13 protein-coding genes are annotated in these 15,079 nt (G+C 67.4%); 5 read left to right on the forward strand and 8 right to left on the reverse strand.

All coding sequences use genetic code 11. The annotated features are described in order from the left end of the window. The first annotated feature begins 4 nt into the window (after positions 1–4). Positions 5–595, forward strand: a complete 591-nt coding sequence (locus UCD39_RS22655) for a GNAT family N-acetyltransferase (RefSeq protein ID WP_186455596.1) — start codon at positions 5–7, stop codon at positions 593–595. 79 nt (positions 596–674) lie between these two features. Here UCD39_RS22655 and UCD39_RS22660 read toward each other — a convergent pair whose 3' ends face one another. The 4 genes from UCD39_RS22660 to UCD39_RS22675 form a co-directional block, all read right to left on the reverse strand. Next, a complete protein-coding gene (locus tag UCD39_RS22660; protein WP_330497981.1) occupies positions 675–6,680 on the reverse strand; it encodes an autotransporter domain-containing protein in 6,006 nt (2,001 codons plus the stop codon). A gap of 420 nt (positions 6,681–7,100) precedes the next feature. Continuing rightward, a complete protein-coding gene (locus UCD39_RS22665; protein WP_330497982.1) occupies positions 7,101–7,613 on the reverse strand; it encodes an NUDIX hydrolase in 513 nt (170 codons plus the stop codon). A 291-nt stretch (positions 7,614–7,904) separates the two neighbouring features. Next, complete coding sequence (locus UCD39_RS22670; protein WP_330497983.1) at positions 7,905–8,762, reverse strand: DUF3108 domain-containing protein; 858 nt, start codon at positions 8,760–8,762, stop codon at positions 7,905–7,907. Positions 8,763–8,819: 57 nt separating this feature from the next. Beyond that, on the reverse strand, positions 8,820–9,392 hold the full coding sequence (locus UCD39_RS22675; protein ID WP_322482898.1) for a YqgE/AlgH family protein: 573 nt from the start codon (positions 9,390–9,392) through the stop codon (positions 8,820–8,822). Positions 9,393–9,704: 312 nt separating this feature from the next. Between UCD39_RS22675 and UCD39_RS22680 the strand changes: the two genes are divergently transcribed. Continuing rightward, positions 9,705–10,187, forward strand: a complete 483-nt coding sequence (locus UCD39_RS22680) for a peroxiredoxin (RefSeq protein WP_322482899.1) — start codon at positions 9,705–9,707, stop codon at positions 10,185–10,187. A gap of 78 nt (positions 10,188–10,265) precedes the next feature. Here the strand turns inward: UCD39_RS22680 and rnhA are convergent, their stop codons facing one another. Continuing rightward, the gene (gene rnhA, locus UCD39_RS22685) at positions 10,266–10,742 is read right to left on the reverse strand and encodes a ribonuclease HI (protein WP_330497984.1); all 477 of its coding nucleotides are present in this window, start codon (positions 10,740–10,742) and stop codon (positions 10,266–10,268) included. After that, entirely contained in the window at positions 10,739–11,731 is a 993-nt protein-coding gene (locus tag UCD39_RS22690) for a homoserine kinase (protein WP_330497985.1), read from the reverse strand. The genes rnhA and UCD39_RS22690 overlap by 4 nt, the downstream gene beginning before the upstream one ends. Positions 11,732–12,028: 297 nt before the next feature. Between UCD39_RS22690 and UCD39_RS22695 the strand changes: the two genes are divergently transcribed. The 3 genes from UCD39_RS22695 to UCD39_RS22705 all read left to right on the forward strand — a co-directional run bounded on the left by UCD39_RS22695 (position 12,029) and on the right by UCD39_RS22705 (position 13,262). Continuing rightward, positions 12,029–12,190, forward strand: coding sequence for a hypothetical protein (locus UCD39_RS22695; protein WP_330497986.1), 162 nt, complete (start codon positions 12,029–12,031; stop codon positions 12,188–12,190). 56 nt (positions 12,191–12,246) lie between these two features. Beyond that, a complete protein-coding gene (locus UCD39_RS22700) occupies positions 12,247–12,924 on the forward strand; it encodes a PspA/IM30 family protein (RefSeq protein ID WP_330497987.1) in 678 nt (225 codons plus the stop codon). A gap of 65 nt (positions 12,925–12,989) precedes the next feature. Next, complete coding sequence (locus tag UCD39_RS22705) at positions 12,990–13,262, forward strand: PspC domain-containing protein (protein WP_330497988.1); 273 nt, start codon at positions 12,990–12,992, stop codon at positions 13,260–13,262. A 135-nt stretch (positions 13,263–13,397) separates the two neighbouring features. Here the strand turns inward: UCD39_RS22705 and UCD39_RS22710 are convergent, their stop codons facing one another. Further along, positions 13,398–13,985, reverse strand: coding sequence for a methylated-DNA--[protein]-cysteine S-methyltransferase (locus UCD39_RS22710; RefSeq protein ID WP_330497989.1), 588 nt, complete (start codon positions 13,983–13,985; stop codon positions 13,398–13,400). Positions 13,986–14,116: 131 nt separating this feature from the next. Then, positions 14,117–15,064 carry a 4-hydroxy-3-methylbut-2-enyl diphosphate reductase gene (gene ispH, locus UCD39_RS22715; protein ID WP_145729714.1) on the reverse strand — a complete coding sequence of 316 codons (948 nt, stop codon included), beginning with the start codon at positions 15,062–15,064 and terminating at the stop codon, positions 14,117–14,119. Positions 15,065–15,079 lie beyond the last annotated feature (15 nt).

Here is a 15,079-nt window from a genome sequence, read left to right on the forward strand (position 1 = left end):
GGCGGTGATACGGCTGTTGCACGCCGATATCCTGAGCGCACCGTCCATACGGCTGGACGGACCGCAGACCTATCTGCGTCCCGCCCAGGTCAAGGACTGGCGGGAATGGGCGGATTTGCGGGAACGCAGCCGCGACTTCCTGGCGCCGTGGGAGCCCACCTGGCCGGCCGACGCCTTGCTGCGCTCCTCCTTCCTGCGCCGCGTGCGCCGGCATACGGCGGAATGGCGCAATGACGAGGCGTACAGCTTCCTGATCTTCGAGCGCGCCAGCGACCGGTTGGTGGGCGGCATCGGCCTGTCCAACGTCCGCCGGGGCGTGGCCCAGATGGCCACCATGGGCTATTGGGTGGGCAAGCCCTATGCCCGCCGGGGCTACACCAGCGAGGCGGCGAAGGTCAGCCTGGGCTTCGCCTTCGGCCAGCTCGGCCTGCACCGGGTGGAGGCCGCCTGCCTACCCACCAACCAGCCCAGCCAGGGCCTGCTGGAAAAGGTGGGCTTCGTGCGCGAGGGCTATGCCCGGGGTTATCTGCGCATCGACGGCCGCTGGGCCGACCATGTGCTGTACGGCATCCTGCGCGACGACTGGCGCGGTTAGAAAGCAGATGGGGCGCCCATAAACAAGTGGCCCGGCAGGTTTCCCCGCCGGGCCGTTGTTGTTTTGAGACTGCCCCGTCTTACCAGCTAAGGCGGAAGCCGGCGGTGAAGACGTGGTCGGTTTCATGCCGGCGGAGCGTGCCGTCGTAGTTGGCGTAGAGGTTCAGGTTGTCGCCTTCCTGCAGGGTCAGGCCGCCGCCGATGCCTAGCGCGTTGGCGCCGGTGTAGGGGCCGGTCACGGCGAAGGGGGTGCCGGCCCCTACACCGGATAGGCTCGCCTGGCTGGTCAGGGCCCGGTCGCGGAAGTCGTGCAGCCAAGCCGCCCGCAGGGCTGGGGTGATCACCGTGCCGCCGTCCGTCTTCCAGCTGGCCGAGGCGCGGCCGCCCACGCTGCTCTGCAGGGCCGTGGCGTCCAGGTCCTGCAGCACCAGGTTCAGGGCGCCGGCGCCCGTCTCGGTGAAGCCGTCGCGGCCCACCTTCAGCCACTGGATGCCGGCCTGCGGCTCCAAGGTCAGGTTGGACACCCGCACTCGGTAGCCGGCCGTGACACCCGCGCTCAGCTCATCCCCGGTGGTGTGGCCGAAGGCCGTGCGGCTGAGGCCGCCGAAGCCCATGGTCCGCGCCGTGTCGTACCGGTCGTAGGTGTAGCCGGCGTTGCCGGTGACGAACGGGCCGTCCCCCAGATCGACGTTACCGTAGGCCGACAGGCCATAGCTGCTGGTCTCGTTGGCGCCGCCGGAGGTGCTTTGCAGCAGCACGCCGGCCAGGCCCACGGTCACGCCCGGCGCCACCGCCCGGTCGCCGCCGAACAGGCCGCCGCCGGTGTTGCTGTGGCCGCCCGCGGCGTTGCCGTCGCTGTCCACCCGGGTGAACGCCCCCAGGCCCTGGGCCCAGAAGTGCCAGCCCTCTTGCGGTGCCGAGCCGGCCGCCGCCCCCCGCTCATCCCCCACCGGGGCGCCATCGCCGCCGCTGGCGACGCTGGTGTAGAGGGTGCGGCCCACCAGCTGGGCCTGCATCGTGCCCTGCATGCCGCCGGCCACGCCGTCGCGCACCGCCGCCAGGCGCTGGCCCAGCACCTGCGTCACCGCCAGGCCCCGGTTCAGGCTGTAGGCGACGATGTTGGCCTGGCTGCTGCCGCCGATCTGGGCCAGGGCGTCCAGCGACGCGCCCACCGTGGGCAGGCTGTACAGCGCCTTCAGCACGGTGCCGAGGTCGGCGTTGCCGGCCCCGGTCAGGCCCGCCACCACGCGGCCCAGGGTCTGCTGGTTGGCGCTGGCGCCCAGGCTGGCCAGGGAGCCATAGGTGGGGGTGACGAACAGGTCGATGGCGTTGCTGCCGTACAGCGCCGTGAACTGCGTGCCGGCCAGCAAGCCGTTGGCCGGCTGGGTGACGCTGGCGAAGGTGCCGGAGACGCCGCCCGCGGCCTGCACGATGGCGAAGTCCGTGCCCAGGCCGGGGGTGTAGGTGTTGCTGGCGCTGCCGGTCATGCCGCGCAGGTTGGGTTGCAGCACGGCACCGGAGCCGATGACGTAGCTGCCGCCCGTGACCAGGACGCGGGAGTAGTTGCCGACCCCCTTGCCTGTGCCCGTGCCGTCGATGTCGATGGACAGCACCGACTTGGCGCTTTGCGTCAGGCCGTTGGTGAAGGTCAGGGTGCCGGGCGAGTTGCCCGGACGCAGCACACCGGCCACGGTGGCCGCCCCGGTGATGACGCCGGACCCGCGCAGGGTGCCGCCGCTGCCCACGGTGACGGGGCCGGAGGCGGTGCCGTTCAAGGCCACCAGGCCGCCGTTGATGGCCAGGGGCGCCTGCACCGTGCCGCCCAGGGTCAGGCTGCCGCCCTGGACCAGCACCGCCGTGGTGCCGGCGATGGTGGACCCGACGCTTTGGATCAGGGTGCCGCCGCTGATGGTGCCTAGGGTGGCGCTGCCGCCGGCCAGCGCGATGGTGCCGCCCGTAACGGTGCCCACCGTCGGCGTGCCGCCGGTGATGGCCAGGCTGCCGCCCGTCATCTGGTCCAGGGTCCCGGCGCCGCCGGCGATGGTGGCCGTGCCGCCTGCCGTCAGGCTGCTGTTGCCCACGCGGACGATCAGGTCGGTCTGGCCGCCCACCACGGTGCTGGTGACGGTGGTGGAATTGTAGCCCGGGGCCAGCGCGGTGACGCTGGTGTAGCTGGAGGCGGCGTCGCCGGCCGCCACGATGGTGTAGCTGGCGCCGCTGGTCAGGCCATAGGCGTATTGCGAGGTCAGCACCACGGTGGCGCCGCTGATGCTGGCGCTGCCGCTGATCTGCAGGCCGCCCACGGTGCCGCCGGCCGCCAGAGCCGTCAGCGTGCCGCCCGCCTGGGCATAGTTGCCGGTGACGGTGGTGGGGGCCGTCAGCACCAGGCTGCCGCCAGTCGCCACCAAGGTGTGGCCGGCGATGCTGACACTGTCGTTCAGCACCAGGTTGCCGGCCAGGGTCACATTGCTGGCGGTGCTGGACAAGGTGCCGCGAGCGCCATTGACTCCCGTCAGGGTGCCGAATGTGGTGCCGCTGCCGCCGGTGATGGACAGGTCGGATGCGGCGGTGTGGATGATGGCGCCGGCGATGACGCCGGTGTTGCTGACCGGGCCCAGCGTGCCGCTGTCCCGGATGGCTGCCCCGGCGCCGGTGAGGGTGCCGCTGTTGGTCAGGGTACCGATGGTGCCGGCGTTGATGATGCCCGTCTGGCCGCCCTGGATCAGGCCGCTGTTGACCAGCGTGCCGATGACGGCGGCGGCGGCGCCGTTGTCGATGCCGGCGGTTGCCGTGCCCAGGATGGTGCCACTGTTCAGTAGCGTGCCAATGGTGCCGCCGACGGGGCCCGTGGTGCTGACAACCGAACTGGCCACCGTCTGCGGGCCGCTATAATAGGTGGATGTCACGGTGGACAGGGTGCGCGTCCCCGTCACGCCGTTGACGATGCCGCTTTGGCCACCGGTGACCAGCCCAACATTGGTCAGCGTCCCGATGGTGCCGCCTCGGCTGCTCACCGTGCTGATGGTGGTGTAGCCCCAAGAGAAGCTGTTGGGCAGATAGTTATAAAGGATGGTGGAGGACGTTACCGAGCCGATGTTGTGGACGCCGTCCCCTGTTCCGCCGGTGATGGTGCCGCTGTTGGCCAGCGCGTCGATCCGGCCCGCCACCTGAACGCCATTCACGCCGCCCCCAAGGACCCCGCTGTTGTTCAGCGTCCCAATGCTGCCGGAATGGGTGGCCGCCGTGCTGGAATAGGTGGACGCCTGGCCCAGGCTGACTGCGGCGACACCACCCCGGATCACGCCTTGGTTTTCCACGGTGCCGATGGTGCCCGAGACCTGCAGGCCGGCGCCCGGCGCGGTTATGGTGCCAGCCGCGAGATTGAGCAGGGTGCCCAGGGTGCCGCCGACCACGGCCACCGCGGAGGCGAGGGTGGAGGTGCCCTGGTCGGCGATCAGCCCAGCGTTCCGCAGGGTATCGACCGGCCCGTTAAGCATGACGGCCGCTTGAGAGCCGGTGCCGATAAGCGAGCCGCCCACCAGATTGTCAACCAGGCCGACGCTGCCCACCGCCACGCTGTTGTTCAGCGTCGTGGCGGATGCGTAAAGGGCCATCGCGCCTGAAATCAGGCCGCTATTGGAAAGGGTGCCGACGTTGACACTGCTTAAGATGACGGCCGTCCCGGAAATCGAGGAGGCTTGCACAGCACCGGTGGCGGTCAGGGTTCCGAGGTTGATGATTTGGCCAATAGAGGGTGTGATGGTGACGTAGGCGTAGGCATTGAGGTTGCTGGCCACGATCGCCCCTTGCGTGCCCGTGACTAAGCCTCGGTTCACCAAGGTGGACAGCGTGCCCGACGAGACAAATATGCCTGCATAGCCCCCGGCGATGGTGCCCGTGGTCCCGTTGACCAGGGTATCAAAGGCCGGTGTGACGGAACCGGCACCATAATAGTAATCCCCAATCTTGACGCCGCCGTTGGTCGATCCTTGGATCAAGCCATCGTTGCTAAGGGTGCCGATGTGGCTGGCGCCTGTCAGCTGGACCCCCGTGGCGCCCGTGATCGTTCCGGAAGCGCTATTGGTCAGGGCGGTGATCTGCGCGGCGACGTAGGTGGTCCCATAGGTGCCGTGAACGGTGTCGTACGTGTAAAATCTGTTCCCGGCGACCGAAATGCCGCTGCTGCTGCTGCCTAGCGTGGCGGCGATCAAGCCATCATTGATCAGCGTTCCGATGGTGCCCTTATACAGGATGCCGCCGTAGTAACCCTGGATGGTGCCGCCAGCCGCATTGGACAGGGTGCCGATGCTGGCCGTCGAATACTCATAGCTCGACGTCGCAGTGTTGTAAGAGGACTTGAGGCCGCCGGTGATGGCGGCGTCGTTCCGGCTCGTGATAAGGCCGCTGTTGCTCAGCGTCCCGACATCCGTACCGTTCAGGTTCAGACCGACCAAACCGGTGAGGGTGCCACCCGCCTCGTTCGTGATGACACTGGCCGTGGAGTTGCCGGCAAGGTACAGGCCATAGGGGTTGTAGGAGGAGGTGCCGATGGAGCCGATCATGCCCGCATTATCGAACGTTCCCAGCGTGCCGCCGATGTAGACGCCACGGGTGATGCTGGCGTTGGCCTTGTTGATCAGCGTGCCGATGGTGGAGTCCACGCTGGAATACGTACTGCTGTACGTCGTCCCGTTGGAGCTGAAGGTGGAGGTGCTGGCCCCGGCGAGATACACGCTGCCCTGGATCATGCCGGCGTTGGTGAGTGTGCCGATGGAGGCGCCGGTCGCCGTCAGGCCGCCGCCACCGGTGATCCCACCGGTGATCGTGGCGCCGGCCGCGTTGGTCAACTGGCCGATGGTGGAGGTCACCGCGCCGTAGACATAGCTGTAGCCCGTCCCGTTGCTGGAATAGGTGTAGGGGGTCGCGACGCCCAGGTTGACGCCGCCGCTGATCAGGCCGGCGTTGGTGAACGCGCCGATGGTGGACGCCACAGCGGCCAAGCCCCCCGAGATGGTGCCGCCGGCCTGATTGTTGATGGTGCCGATGTTGCTGGACGTTACGCTTTCGCCGTACCCGAAATAAGAGATGTTCGCACCCAGATTGACGCCGCTGTTGAACGAAAAACTGCTAGGGGCCGGTGCGACGACGCCGCTGTTGATGAAGCTGCCGATACTGCCGCCGGTCAGGCTGACCCCCACCAGACTTCCGCCCACCTCGTTACGGAACGCACCAATGGATGTTAAGGAGCCGGTTATGGCGCCGGTGACAATGCCGGCGTTGTCGAGCACGCCCACTGTGCCACCGCTGATCCACACGGTACCGACGATGCTTCCGCCAGCGGCGTTGGTGATGGTCCCTATTTGACCCAGGGCGACCACCGGCTGATAGCTGGAAACCGATCCGTTATAAACCCAGGGGGAGAGGAGGGCGTTTCCGATGGAGATTGCCGTGTTGGAAAGATTGCTGCCCGCGCTGATGGTGCCCGAATTGACCAGGGTGCCGATCGTACTGCCGGCGAAGCTGATTCCGCCTACGATGACGCCGTTGGCGGCATTGGTCAGGGTGCCGACATTAGCTGTTCGCAGGGTCAAGTCCGAGGGGAAGCTGGCGGCACCATTAATGCCCCACCCCCAGTAGCTTGGTTGGTCGGTCTTTATCGTGCCGCTGTTCGCAATAGTGCCGATGGTGGCGCCATCGATCCGAATGCCCGAGGCCCCGCCCTGAATGGTCGCGCCCACCCCGTTACTCAATAGGCTGATGCTGCCCGGTTGGTAGGTGCCGGCGATTGTGGAGCCCTTGATTGACATGCCGACGCCGAGAAACTCCACATAAGGCAGGGCCTGTTTGATTGTACCGGTGTTGGCGATGGTTCCCAGGGAACCGGAGGCGCTCACCGCGGGGACGTACGTGCTGCTGCTGATGATGGTGCCGCTGTTCGCCAACCCACTCGAGGTGATGGTCACCGGTCCCGAATTGCCCGTGTTGACGGTGTCCGCACGCGCGGCGCTTTGCCACGACGTGGCGAGCGCCAGGACGGAGGCGCCCAGCAGCAGGGCCTTGGTACGGGTGGGGGCAGCGATGCGCATGCGGGGAAAGCTCCTGGCAATATGGATTTGGCATAAAGAGAGGGCCCGGGGCCGATGGCGCGCCGGGATGGATGTGTTTCAAAGGCGGGGGAATGACGTAAGTCCGGTGCGGGGGACATTCGGGCAGTGGCGCGACTGGATAAATTCGCCACGACGCGCGGGGAGGGGGCCCGGCTGGCGGTAACAGGCATCAACCATGGACTGTCACACCCATCCCGTATGCAATTTGGTCTAGCTTATCGGTCGGATGGGCAATTTGTTAATTCATTTTTGTAAATTTCTAATGGCGTCTGACGCGGAAGCGTTACCCCGGCTGACCGATGAGGCGTTGCCACTACACTTGTAGCGGGCAAGGCGCTTGGCGGGCGTCCGCTACCGCCTGGGCGTGAAACGCAGGTCTGCTCTGGAACGGACTCGGCCTCAGCCTTCCTCGTCCACCGCCATGCTGGCCAGCGACAGCAGGATGCTGACCAGGCCGCCTTCGGCCACCATCAGGGCGGCCTGGGACGGGCTGACCCAGCGGCGTTCGCGCTGGTGCTTTTCCGGCCAGTCCTCCAACTCCCGCTCCACCTCGAAGAGGTAGGCGTCCACGGCGCAGGGCAGGTGCTTGCCGGAGGGCATGACCTTGAAATAGTGGAAGGTGCCCAGGGGCTTCTTATGGATGGTGCCGATCAGGCCCGCCTCTTCGAACGCCTCGTTCGCCGCCACACCGCGCGCGTTCAGCTTCTTTTCCGGCCATCCCTTGGGCACCACCCAGCGCCGCGTCTCCCGCGAGGTGATCAGCATCACCTGCAGGTGCCCGTCCCGGATGCGGACGGGAATGGCGGCGTATTGGCGTTCGGTGGCCTCGCAGGGCGTGCTCGGCGGCTCCGAAACGAGGATGGGGGCGGCGTGGGGCAGGGGATGACACCTTGTCGAACGGGGTTGGTCCAAAGAGATAAGAAGCGATGTTGCCAAGGCATCGCCGGATATAAGATAGCTCCCCATCGTACACCAGCGGCCTTGTTTCATATAATCCCCGAACGGTTGCCAAGCCGTAAACGTTTTCAGTCCCCTACACCGAATAACCTGGTGTGCCGGCCTATATGGCCGATGCGGCGTCATTCGACCTATCCTGACCAGATGGTCAATCAAAACAGGGAGACCGAGGCGGATTGCGGCATGGCCGCCCAGTCCGTTTGCGCTGGGCGCTGGGGGAAGGCGGCAACTCGGGACTTTGGCGGGTCAGGGCTGTGGCGGCACCACCTCGACCTGCGCCAGGTGGCCCACGACGTGGGTGAAGAACAATTCCCCCGCCTCCAGCCGCACGGGCACCACCGGCCCTCCCGGCACCGGCCGGCCGATCCACAGATCGAAGCCGCGCGGCTTGCCGTCCGGCGCCGCCGTCCAGAAGTTCTGGCTCCCACGGCCGGCCGGCTTGAAGCCCGCCACCGGCACGATGGCGACATGGCAGCCGATGGCGTCGCCTGCGAACACCGTGTAGTCGGACTTCTCAATGTGTCGGCCGGGCCGGCTTTCCATCACCACGTCATAGCGGCGGCGGCCGTCATAGACGGGCAGGCGGCTGGCGCAGTCGCCCCCCTCCGCATGGCGGCTGATGGCGGCCGCGGCGCTCAGCAGGTCGACGGTGCCGGGACGCTGGTCCAGGGGCACGGCGTCCGCGTCCTCCGGCGACGGGGGTGGCGTCTGGGTGAAGCTGACCGCAGTGTCGCGGGAGCCGTAGGGGGCGGTGTAGCTCAGCGTGGCGTCCCAGCTTTTGTCGCGCAAGGTGCGCAGGCTGTGGAAGTGGCGTGGGGCCACGCCGTGCACCCCGCCGAACGTACCCTCCGCCTCGGCGGTGTAGGACCATTTGATCAGGCGGGCCAGCATGTCGCCGGCCTCCGCCGCCACGCTGACGCGATAACCGTCGCCCTTGATGTCCGTTTCCAGGGTCATGCGACCCAGTTTCAGGCCGCCGACATAGACATCGTAGCCCAGCCGCAGATGCTGGGGGGCCTCCGCCGCGCCGGCCCTGGGCGGCAAGGCCAGCAGGAGCACCAGGACGGACGCGTGCAGGGGCGGCGGGCGGGACGGGGGTTTCATGACGCCCATCCTCCGGCAGGAAGATGGCGGCGGCAAGGCGGCCAGTCCGGGCGCGGGTCAGGCGTGTCCCACCTCGGCCGATAGCATGGGCAGGCTGACGCCCAGCTTGGCGATGGCCCGTTCCCACTTGGTATCCATGTCGTCATCGAACAACAAGGTGGGATCGGCCGGCACGTGCAGCCAGCCATTGGCCTGCATTTCCTGATCCAGCTGGCCGGCGGCCCACCCGGCATAGCCCAGGGCCAGCAGGCATTGACGCGGCCCGCGTCCCTCGGTGATGGCGCGCAGGATGTCCACCGTGGCGGTCAACGCCACCTCATCCTCCACCTTCAACGTACCCTCGCGCTGATAATCGGTGCTGTGCAGCACGAAGCCCCGGCCGGGTTCCACCGGCCCGCCGAAATGCACGCGCAGCCGGTCGTCCGGGTCGCCGCCATCGATGCCCAATTGTTCCAGCAGGCCCCCGGCGTCGATGCCGTCGAACAGCCGGTTGATCACCAGGCCCATGGCGCCGTCGTCGGTATGGGCGCACACATAGATGACGGTCCGGGCGAACCGCTCATCGGGCATGGACGGCATCGCGACCAGCAGCTGCCCGGTCAGGAAACGTCGGATGGTGGTGTCCTTCATGGCCGGCGCCTTCCCTCTTCACTTCGCGGCCGGCCCACATGGCCGGCACTGTCATACTGCCTGTCCCTATCGTTCAGCCTAACATGGGCATCACGCGCCGTCGCTGCCGCTCGCCAGCCGGAACAGGCTTCATTCTGGTCATATTGAGCGGCGCACCCGGGTGACAAGGGGGGACATCCGTTTCCCTTGCCGCCCGGCCCTCTGGGACATAGAACCACGGGTGACCAGAACAATTTCCCGCCGGCGGCATTACCTATGCTCCGTGCCTCCGTCCAGAACCCAAACGTCCACCACCCCAAGGGACCCCAGACCATGACCATCAAGGTTGGCGACACCTTCCCCAGCGTCACGATCAAGCACCTGACCGAAGCCGGCATGCAGGAAACCAGCACCGACGCCCTGCTGAAGGGCAAGAAGGTGGTCCTGTTCGCCGTTCCCGGCGCCTTCACCCCCACCTGTTCCGCCAAGCACCTGCCGGGCTTCGTCCAGAATGCCGGGGCGCTGAAGGCCAAGGGCGTGGACACCATCATTTGCCTGGCGGTCAACGATCCCTTCGTGATGAACGCCTGGGCCAAGGCCAACGACGTGGGCGACACCGTGTTCATGTTGCCCGACGGCAACGGCACCCTGACCAGCCAACTGGGGCTGACCATGGACGGCACCGCCTATAACCTGGGCCAGCGCAGCCAGCGCTTCGCCCTGGTCATCGACGACGGCGTGGTCAGCCGCGTGGATGTGGAAAAGCCAGGCGCCTTCGAGGTGTCCAGCGCCGAAGCCGTGCTGAAGAACCTGTAAAACCAAGCATATAACGCCAAGTGGCCCGCGCCGGTTCCATGAACCCGCGCGGGCTTTTTTGCGTCTGAGGCAACCGGCCTACCTACCGCGCGCTTCCGCCAGCCCTTCGCGGGCCAACTGGTCGGCGCGTTCGTTTTCCGGGTGGCCGGCATGGCCGCGCACCCAATGGAACACCACCTCGTGCCGGTCGGCCTGGGCGGACAGGCGCTGCCACAAGTCGACGTTCTTCACAGGCTTCTTGTCGGCGGTGAGCCAACCCTTGGCCCGCCAGCCGTGGATCCATTTTGTGATGCCGTCGCGCAGGTATTGGCTGTCGGTGTGCAGATCCACCTTCACCGGCCGCTTCAGCGTTTCCAGCGCCTGGATGGCGGCCATCAGCTCCATGCGGTTGTTGGTGGTGTCGGGCTCCCCGCCCTTCAATTCGCGCTCCGTGCCGTTCCAGCGCAGGATGGCGCCCCAGCCGCCGGGGCCCGGGTTGCCGCTGCAGGCGCCGTCGGTGAAGATCTCCACGCGCGGGCTGGCCGGTTTCGCGGCGGTGGTGGGCGTATCGGTCACGTCAAATCCTCGGGCGCCAAGCCGTAATCCGCCAGGCTGCGGGCCTGCTGGTGGAAGCGCAGCTTGTGCAGGTATTCCAGCGGGTCCTTGCGTTTCACCAGGGCGCCCGCCGGCGTGTTCACCCAGTCATAGAGCCGGGTCAGCAGGAAGCGCAACGCGCTGCCGCGGGCCAGCAGCGGCAAGGCAGCCACCTCCGCCGCCGTCAGCGGCCGCACCTTGGCGTAATTGGCCAGCAGCAGGCGCGACTTGGTGACGTTGAAGGCGCCGTCGGGCTCGAAGCACCAGGCGTTCAGGCAGATGGCCAGGTCATAGGCCAGCATGTCGCTGCAGGCGAAGTAGAAATCGATCAGCCCCGACAGGGCGCCGTCGCGGAAGAAGACGTTATCGGGGAACAGGTCGGCGTGGATGATGCCGCGCGGCAGGTCCGGGCGGCCGTCCCGGCCGGGCCATAGCGCGGAGAGCGCCGCCAGCTCCTCAGCCAGTGCCGCTTTCAGGCCGGGCTTGACGCCATCGGCGCCATCCGCCGTTGCCGTCACCAGGGCCCGCCAGCCGTCCAGCGACAGGCTGTTGGCGCGGGGGACGGGATAATCCGCACCGGCCAGGTGCAACCGGGCCAGCGCCGTGCCCAGGGCCGCGCAATGGTCGGGCAGGATGCGGCGCGGCCACATGCCGGTCAGGAAGGTGACGATGACGGCCGGCCGGCCGGCCACGACACGCAGGGCCTCGCCATCGCGTCCGGGCACCGGCTGCGGGCAGGTGATGCCCCGCGCCGCCAAGTGGCGCATCAATCCCAGGAAGAACGGCAAGTCGGCCGGGTTCACCCGCTTTTCATAGAGGGTGAGGATGTAGGGCCCCTGCGTGGTCACCAGCAGGTAGTTGGAGTTCTCCACCCCCTCGGCGATGCCCTTGCACGAGATCACCTCGCCGATCGCGTAATCGGCGATGAACGCGCGCAATTCCTCATCGGTGACTTCGGTATAGACGGCCATGCCTTGCGAGGTAGCGGGATTCCCGGCTGGGGTCAATGGCCGCCGGGCGTCGGGTGAGCCTTTTCAGGCGGGCAGATGGCTCGCAAATGGCGCGAATGGCGAATTTGGCGATTTAGTGGCACAAAGATTCACCGCATCGTCCTTTGCGGATGGGGGTGAAATTTTTTATTAAGCAAAAACAATACATTAGGGATCGGCCCCGCAACTGGCACGGCGGTTGCTTTTAAGGGGACATGGCCGACCCCGCCACCGGCGACCGGCCCCCGAGACAACCAAGCTTCCTCTACGGAGATTGACATGACCGACCTGACCATGACCGCCGCCGCCCGCACCTTCAACGCTTCTGCCGGCAACGCCCACGCTGGTGACACCCCCCGGCGCCTGGCCGCCCTGGCCCGCCACCTGCCGCTGTTGGCGGTCACCGCCCTGCTGTCGGTCGCCATCGTCAGCCTGTTCTAAGCGCCCGCGTTCACCGCTTCCGTCCGCCACCGCCTCATCTCTTAAGGACGCCTGCCATGGGACTGTTTTCCCGCCTCGGCGACATCATCGATGCCAACCTGAACGCCATGCTGGACCGCGCGGAAGATCCGGAGCGCCTGATCGGCCTGGTCATCCAGGAGATGGAGGACACGCTGGTCGAGGTGCGGGCGGAGGCCGTCCGCTCCATGGCCCGCCGCAAGGAGCTGGAGGCCCGTTACCGCGACGTGGAGTTCGAGCTGCTGGAATGGGACCGCAAGGCCGAGCTGGCGGTGACCAAGGGCCGGGAGGATCTGGCCCGGGGCGCCCTGGTGGCCAAGGCCCGGCTGGCCGATGCCGCCGACCCCATCCGCCGCGAGATCCAGGCCATCAGCGACAGCCTGGTCAAGGGGGCGGATGACGTGGCGCGGCTGGAGGCTAAGCTGGCGGATGCCCGCGCCCGCCAAGGCGCCCTGCTGGCCCGCCACCGCAGCGCCACCGCCCGCCTGCGGATGCGCAGCCAGATCCACGACAACCGTCTGGAAGAGGCGCTGTCTCATTACGGCACCCTGCAGCGCGACATCGACCTGCTGGAAAGCGAGGCCGAGGTCATGGAGATGGGCCGCCAGCCGCGCGGCCTGGCCGCGGAGATCGACGCCCTGGGCGACGACAAGGTGACCGCCGAGCTTGAGGCGCTGAAGGCCCGCGTGGCCAGCCGCAACAACCCGCAAGGGTAAGACAAATCTGTAAACGACCCGGGCGCCGCCGGTGCCCACCATCATCGAACAGTGGAGAGGGGATTATGAGGAGCTTTGAGCGTATTTCCGCCACGATGCGCCGTCATCGCCTGGCCAAGGACCCCAGCCGCGCCGTGCTGTTCGGCGTCTGCGCCGGCCTGGCCCGTTACACCGGCCTGCCGGCCACCTTCATCCGCATCCTGACGGTGCTGAGCCTGTTCTGCTTCTTCGGCGCGACCCTGGTGGTCTATGCCGCCCTGGCCCTGGTGCTGGACAGCGAATACGCCGACCGCGAGGAAATCCACGTCAGCCGCAGCTTTTACCGCGCCCACTGGTAATTGAGGCTTAGGTGACGATTGGACGGTTCGCGGGGGACCGTCCCGACCGGCCTCCACCGCCACGGGAACCCGGCCCATGGGCCAAGGGAAGCCCGGCCGTGCGGTGGGGGCCGGTTTCACTTTCAGCGTTTGGGTTCAGCGTTTGGGCTTGATCGCCAGTGGCAGCGTATCGAACAGGCTGGGTGGCTCGTTCTCCGGGCGGGCCTGTTCGATGGCCAGGATGCGGAACTTGGTATCGATGCCGCCTTGGGCGGAAAAGCCGCCGGTGCCGCCCCCTGACGCCAGCACGCGATGGCAGGGGATCAGGATGGGGATGGGGTTGTGGCCCAGCGCCTGTCCCACCGCTCGCGCCGCGCCCTTGGGCGCCCCGATGCGGGCGGCGACCGTTCCATAGGTCAAGGTCTGTCCCCGCGGAATGGCGCGGGTGACGGCATAGACCTGCAAGGCGAAGGGATCGATTCCGGTGAGGTCCAGGGGGATGTCGGCGATGTCCACCGCCTCCCCGGCCATCAGGGCCCGGATGCGCGCCCGGACCTGGGCGATGACGGGCGGGAGAGCATCCTCATCCGCGGCCGTGGCGCCGGGAAAGCGCCGCGCCAGGCGGGCCCTGGCCTGCTCGGGCCCACTCTCCGGCAATTGGGCTCCCACGATCCCGTCCGGCCCCCACACCAGCACGCAGGCGCCGATGGCGGTGTCGAACAGGATATGGGCATGCGCCGTCATCACTTTCCTCGTCCCGCCAAAGGCGAAGCACCCTTAGGCCGCGACCGCGGCCGCCGGAGCGTTTCCGGGAAGCGCAGCGGACTGAAGCCAAGCCGCCGGATGGCGGCGCCCGGCGATTGCGGGACCCGGAATTACTCCGCCGCCAGGCCGCGCGGCAGCTTGAAGGTGATGTTTTCCACCGCGGTCACGACTTCCTCGATCTGGACGTCATAGCGCTCACGGCAGGCCTCGATGACCTCCTGCACCAGGATGTCCGGGGCCGACGCGCCGGCGGTGATGCCCAGCACCTTGACCTTGTCCATCATGGACCAGTCGATCTGGGTGGCCCGCTGCACCAGCATGGAATTGACGCAACCGTGCTTGGCCGCGACCTCCACCAGGCGCATGGAGTTGGAGCTGTTGGGCGCGCCCAGCACCAGGATGGCGTCCGCCTTCTCGGCGATGGCCTTCACCGCCGTCTGGCGGTTGGTGGTGGCGTAGCAGATGTCTTCCTTGCGCGGCCCGGCAATGGCGGGGAAACGGGCCTTCAGCGCCGCCACGATCTGCACCGTGTCGTCCACCGACAGCGTGGTCTGGGTGACGAAGGCCAGGTTCAGCGGGTCGTCCACCTGGACGGTGCGCACGTCCTCCTCCGACTCCACCAGCAGCACGGCACCTGGCGGCAGTTGCCCCATGGTGCCCACCACCTCGGGGTGGCCGGCGTGGCCGATCAGGATGATCTGGCGGCCGTCGGCGAAATGGCGTTCCGCCTCACGATGGACTTTGGACACCAGCGGGCAGGTGGCGTCGACATACATCAGCTTCCGGTTTTCAGCCTCGGCCGGGATGGATTTGGGCACGCCATGGGCGGAGAAGACCACCGGACGGCCATCCGGCACCTCGTCCAGTTCCTCCACGAAGATGGCGCCCTTGGCCTCCAGGCCCTGCACGACGTAGCGATTGTGCACGATCTCGTGCCGGACATAGACCGGCGCGCCGTACCGCTGCAACGCCACCTCCACGATCTGGATGGCGCGGTCCACACCGGCGCAGAAACCGCGCGGGGAGGCCAAGAGGATGTTGAGCGTCGGCTTGGTCATGGTGATCAGGTCTAC

The organism is Nitrospirillum karajorum, from assembly GCF_036348415.1.
Taxonomy (GTDB): domain Bacteria; phylum Pseudomonadota; class Alphaproteobacteria; order Azospirillales; family Azospirillaceae; genus Nitrospirillum; species Nitrospirillum amazonense_B.

What these genes read in the sequence shown, in the direction of transcription:
- UCD39_RS22705 (WP_330497988.1), top strand. Translation starts at nt 12,990, where the DNA reads ATGAGGAGCTTTGAGCGTATTTCCGCCACGATGCGCCGTCATCGCCTG.
- UCD39_RS22700 (WP_330497987.1), top strand. Translation starts at nt 12,247, where the DNA reads ATGGGACTGTTTTCCCGCCTCGGCGACATCATCGATGCCAACCTGAAC.
- UCD39_RS22690 (WP_330497985.1), bottom strand. Translation starts at nt 11,731, where the DNA reads ATGGCCGTCTATACCGAAGTCACCGATGAGGAATTGCGCGCGTTCATC.
- ispH (WP_145729714.1), bottom strand. Translation starts at nt 15,064, where the DNA reads ATGACCAAGCCGACGCTCAACATCCTCTTGGCCTCCCCGCGCGGTTTC.
- UCD39_RS22670 (WP_330497983.1), bottom strand. Translation starts at nt 8,762, where the DNA reads ATGAAACCCCCGTCCCGCCCGCCGCCCCTGCACGCGTCCGTCCTGGTG.
- UCD39_RS22710 (WP_330497989.1), bottom strand. Translation starts at nt 13,985, where the DNA reads ATGACGGCGCATGCCCATATCCTGTTCGACACCGCCATCGGCGCCTGC.
- UCD39_RS22680 (WP_322482899.1), top strand. Translation starts at nt 9,705, where the DNA reads ATGACCATCAAGGTTGGCGACACCTTCCCCAGCGTCACGATCAAGCAC.
- UCD39_RS22675 (WP_322482898.1), bottom strand. Translation starts at nt 9,392, where the DNA reads ATGAAGGACACCACCATCCGACGTTTCCTGACCGGGCAGCTGCTGGTC.
- UCD39_RS22695 (WP_330497986.1), top strand. Translation starts at nt 12,029, where the DNA reads ATGACCGACCTGACCATGACCGCCGCCGCCCGCACCTTCAACGCTTCT.
- UCD39_RS22660 (WP_330497981.1), bottom strand. Translation starts at nt 6,680, where the DNA reads ATGCGCATCGCTGCCCCCACCCGTACCAAGGCCCTGCTGCTGGGCGCC.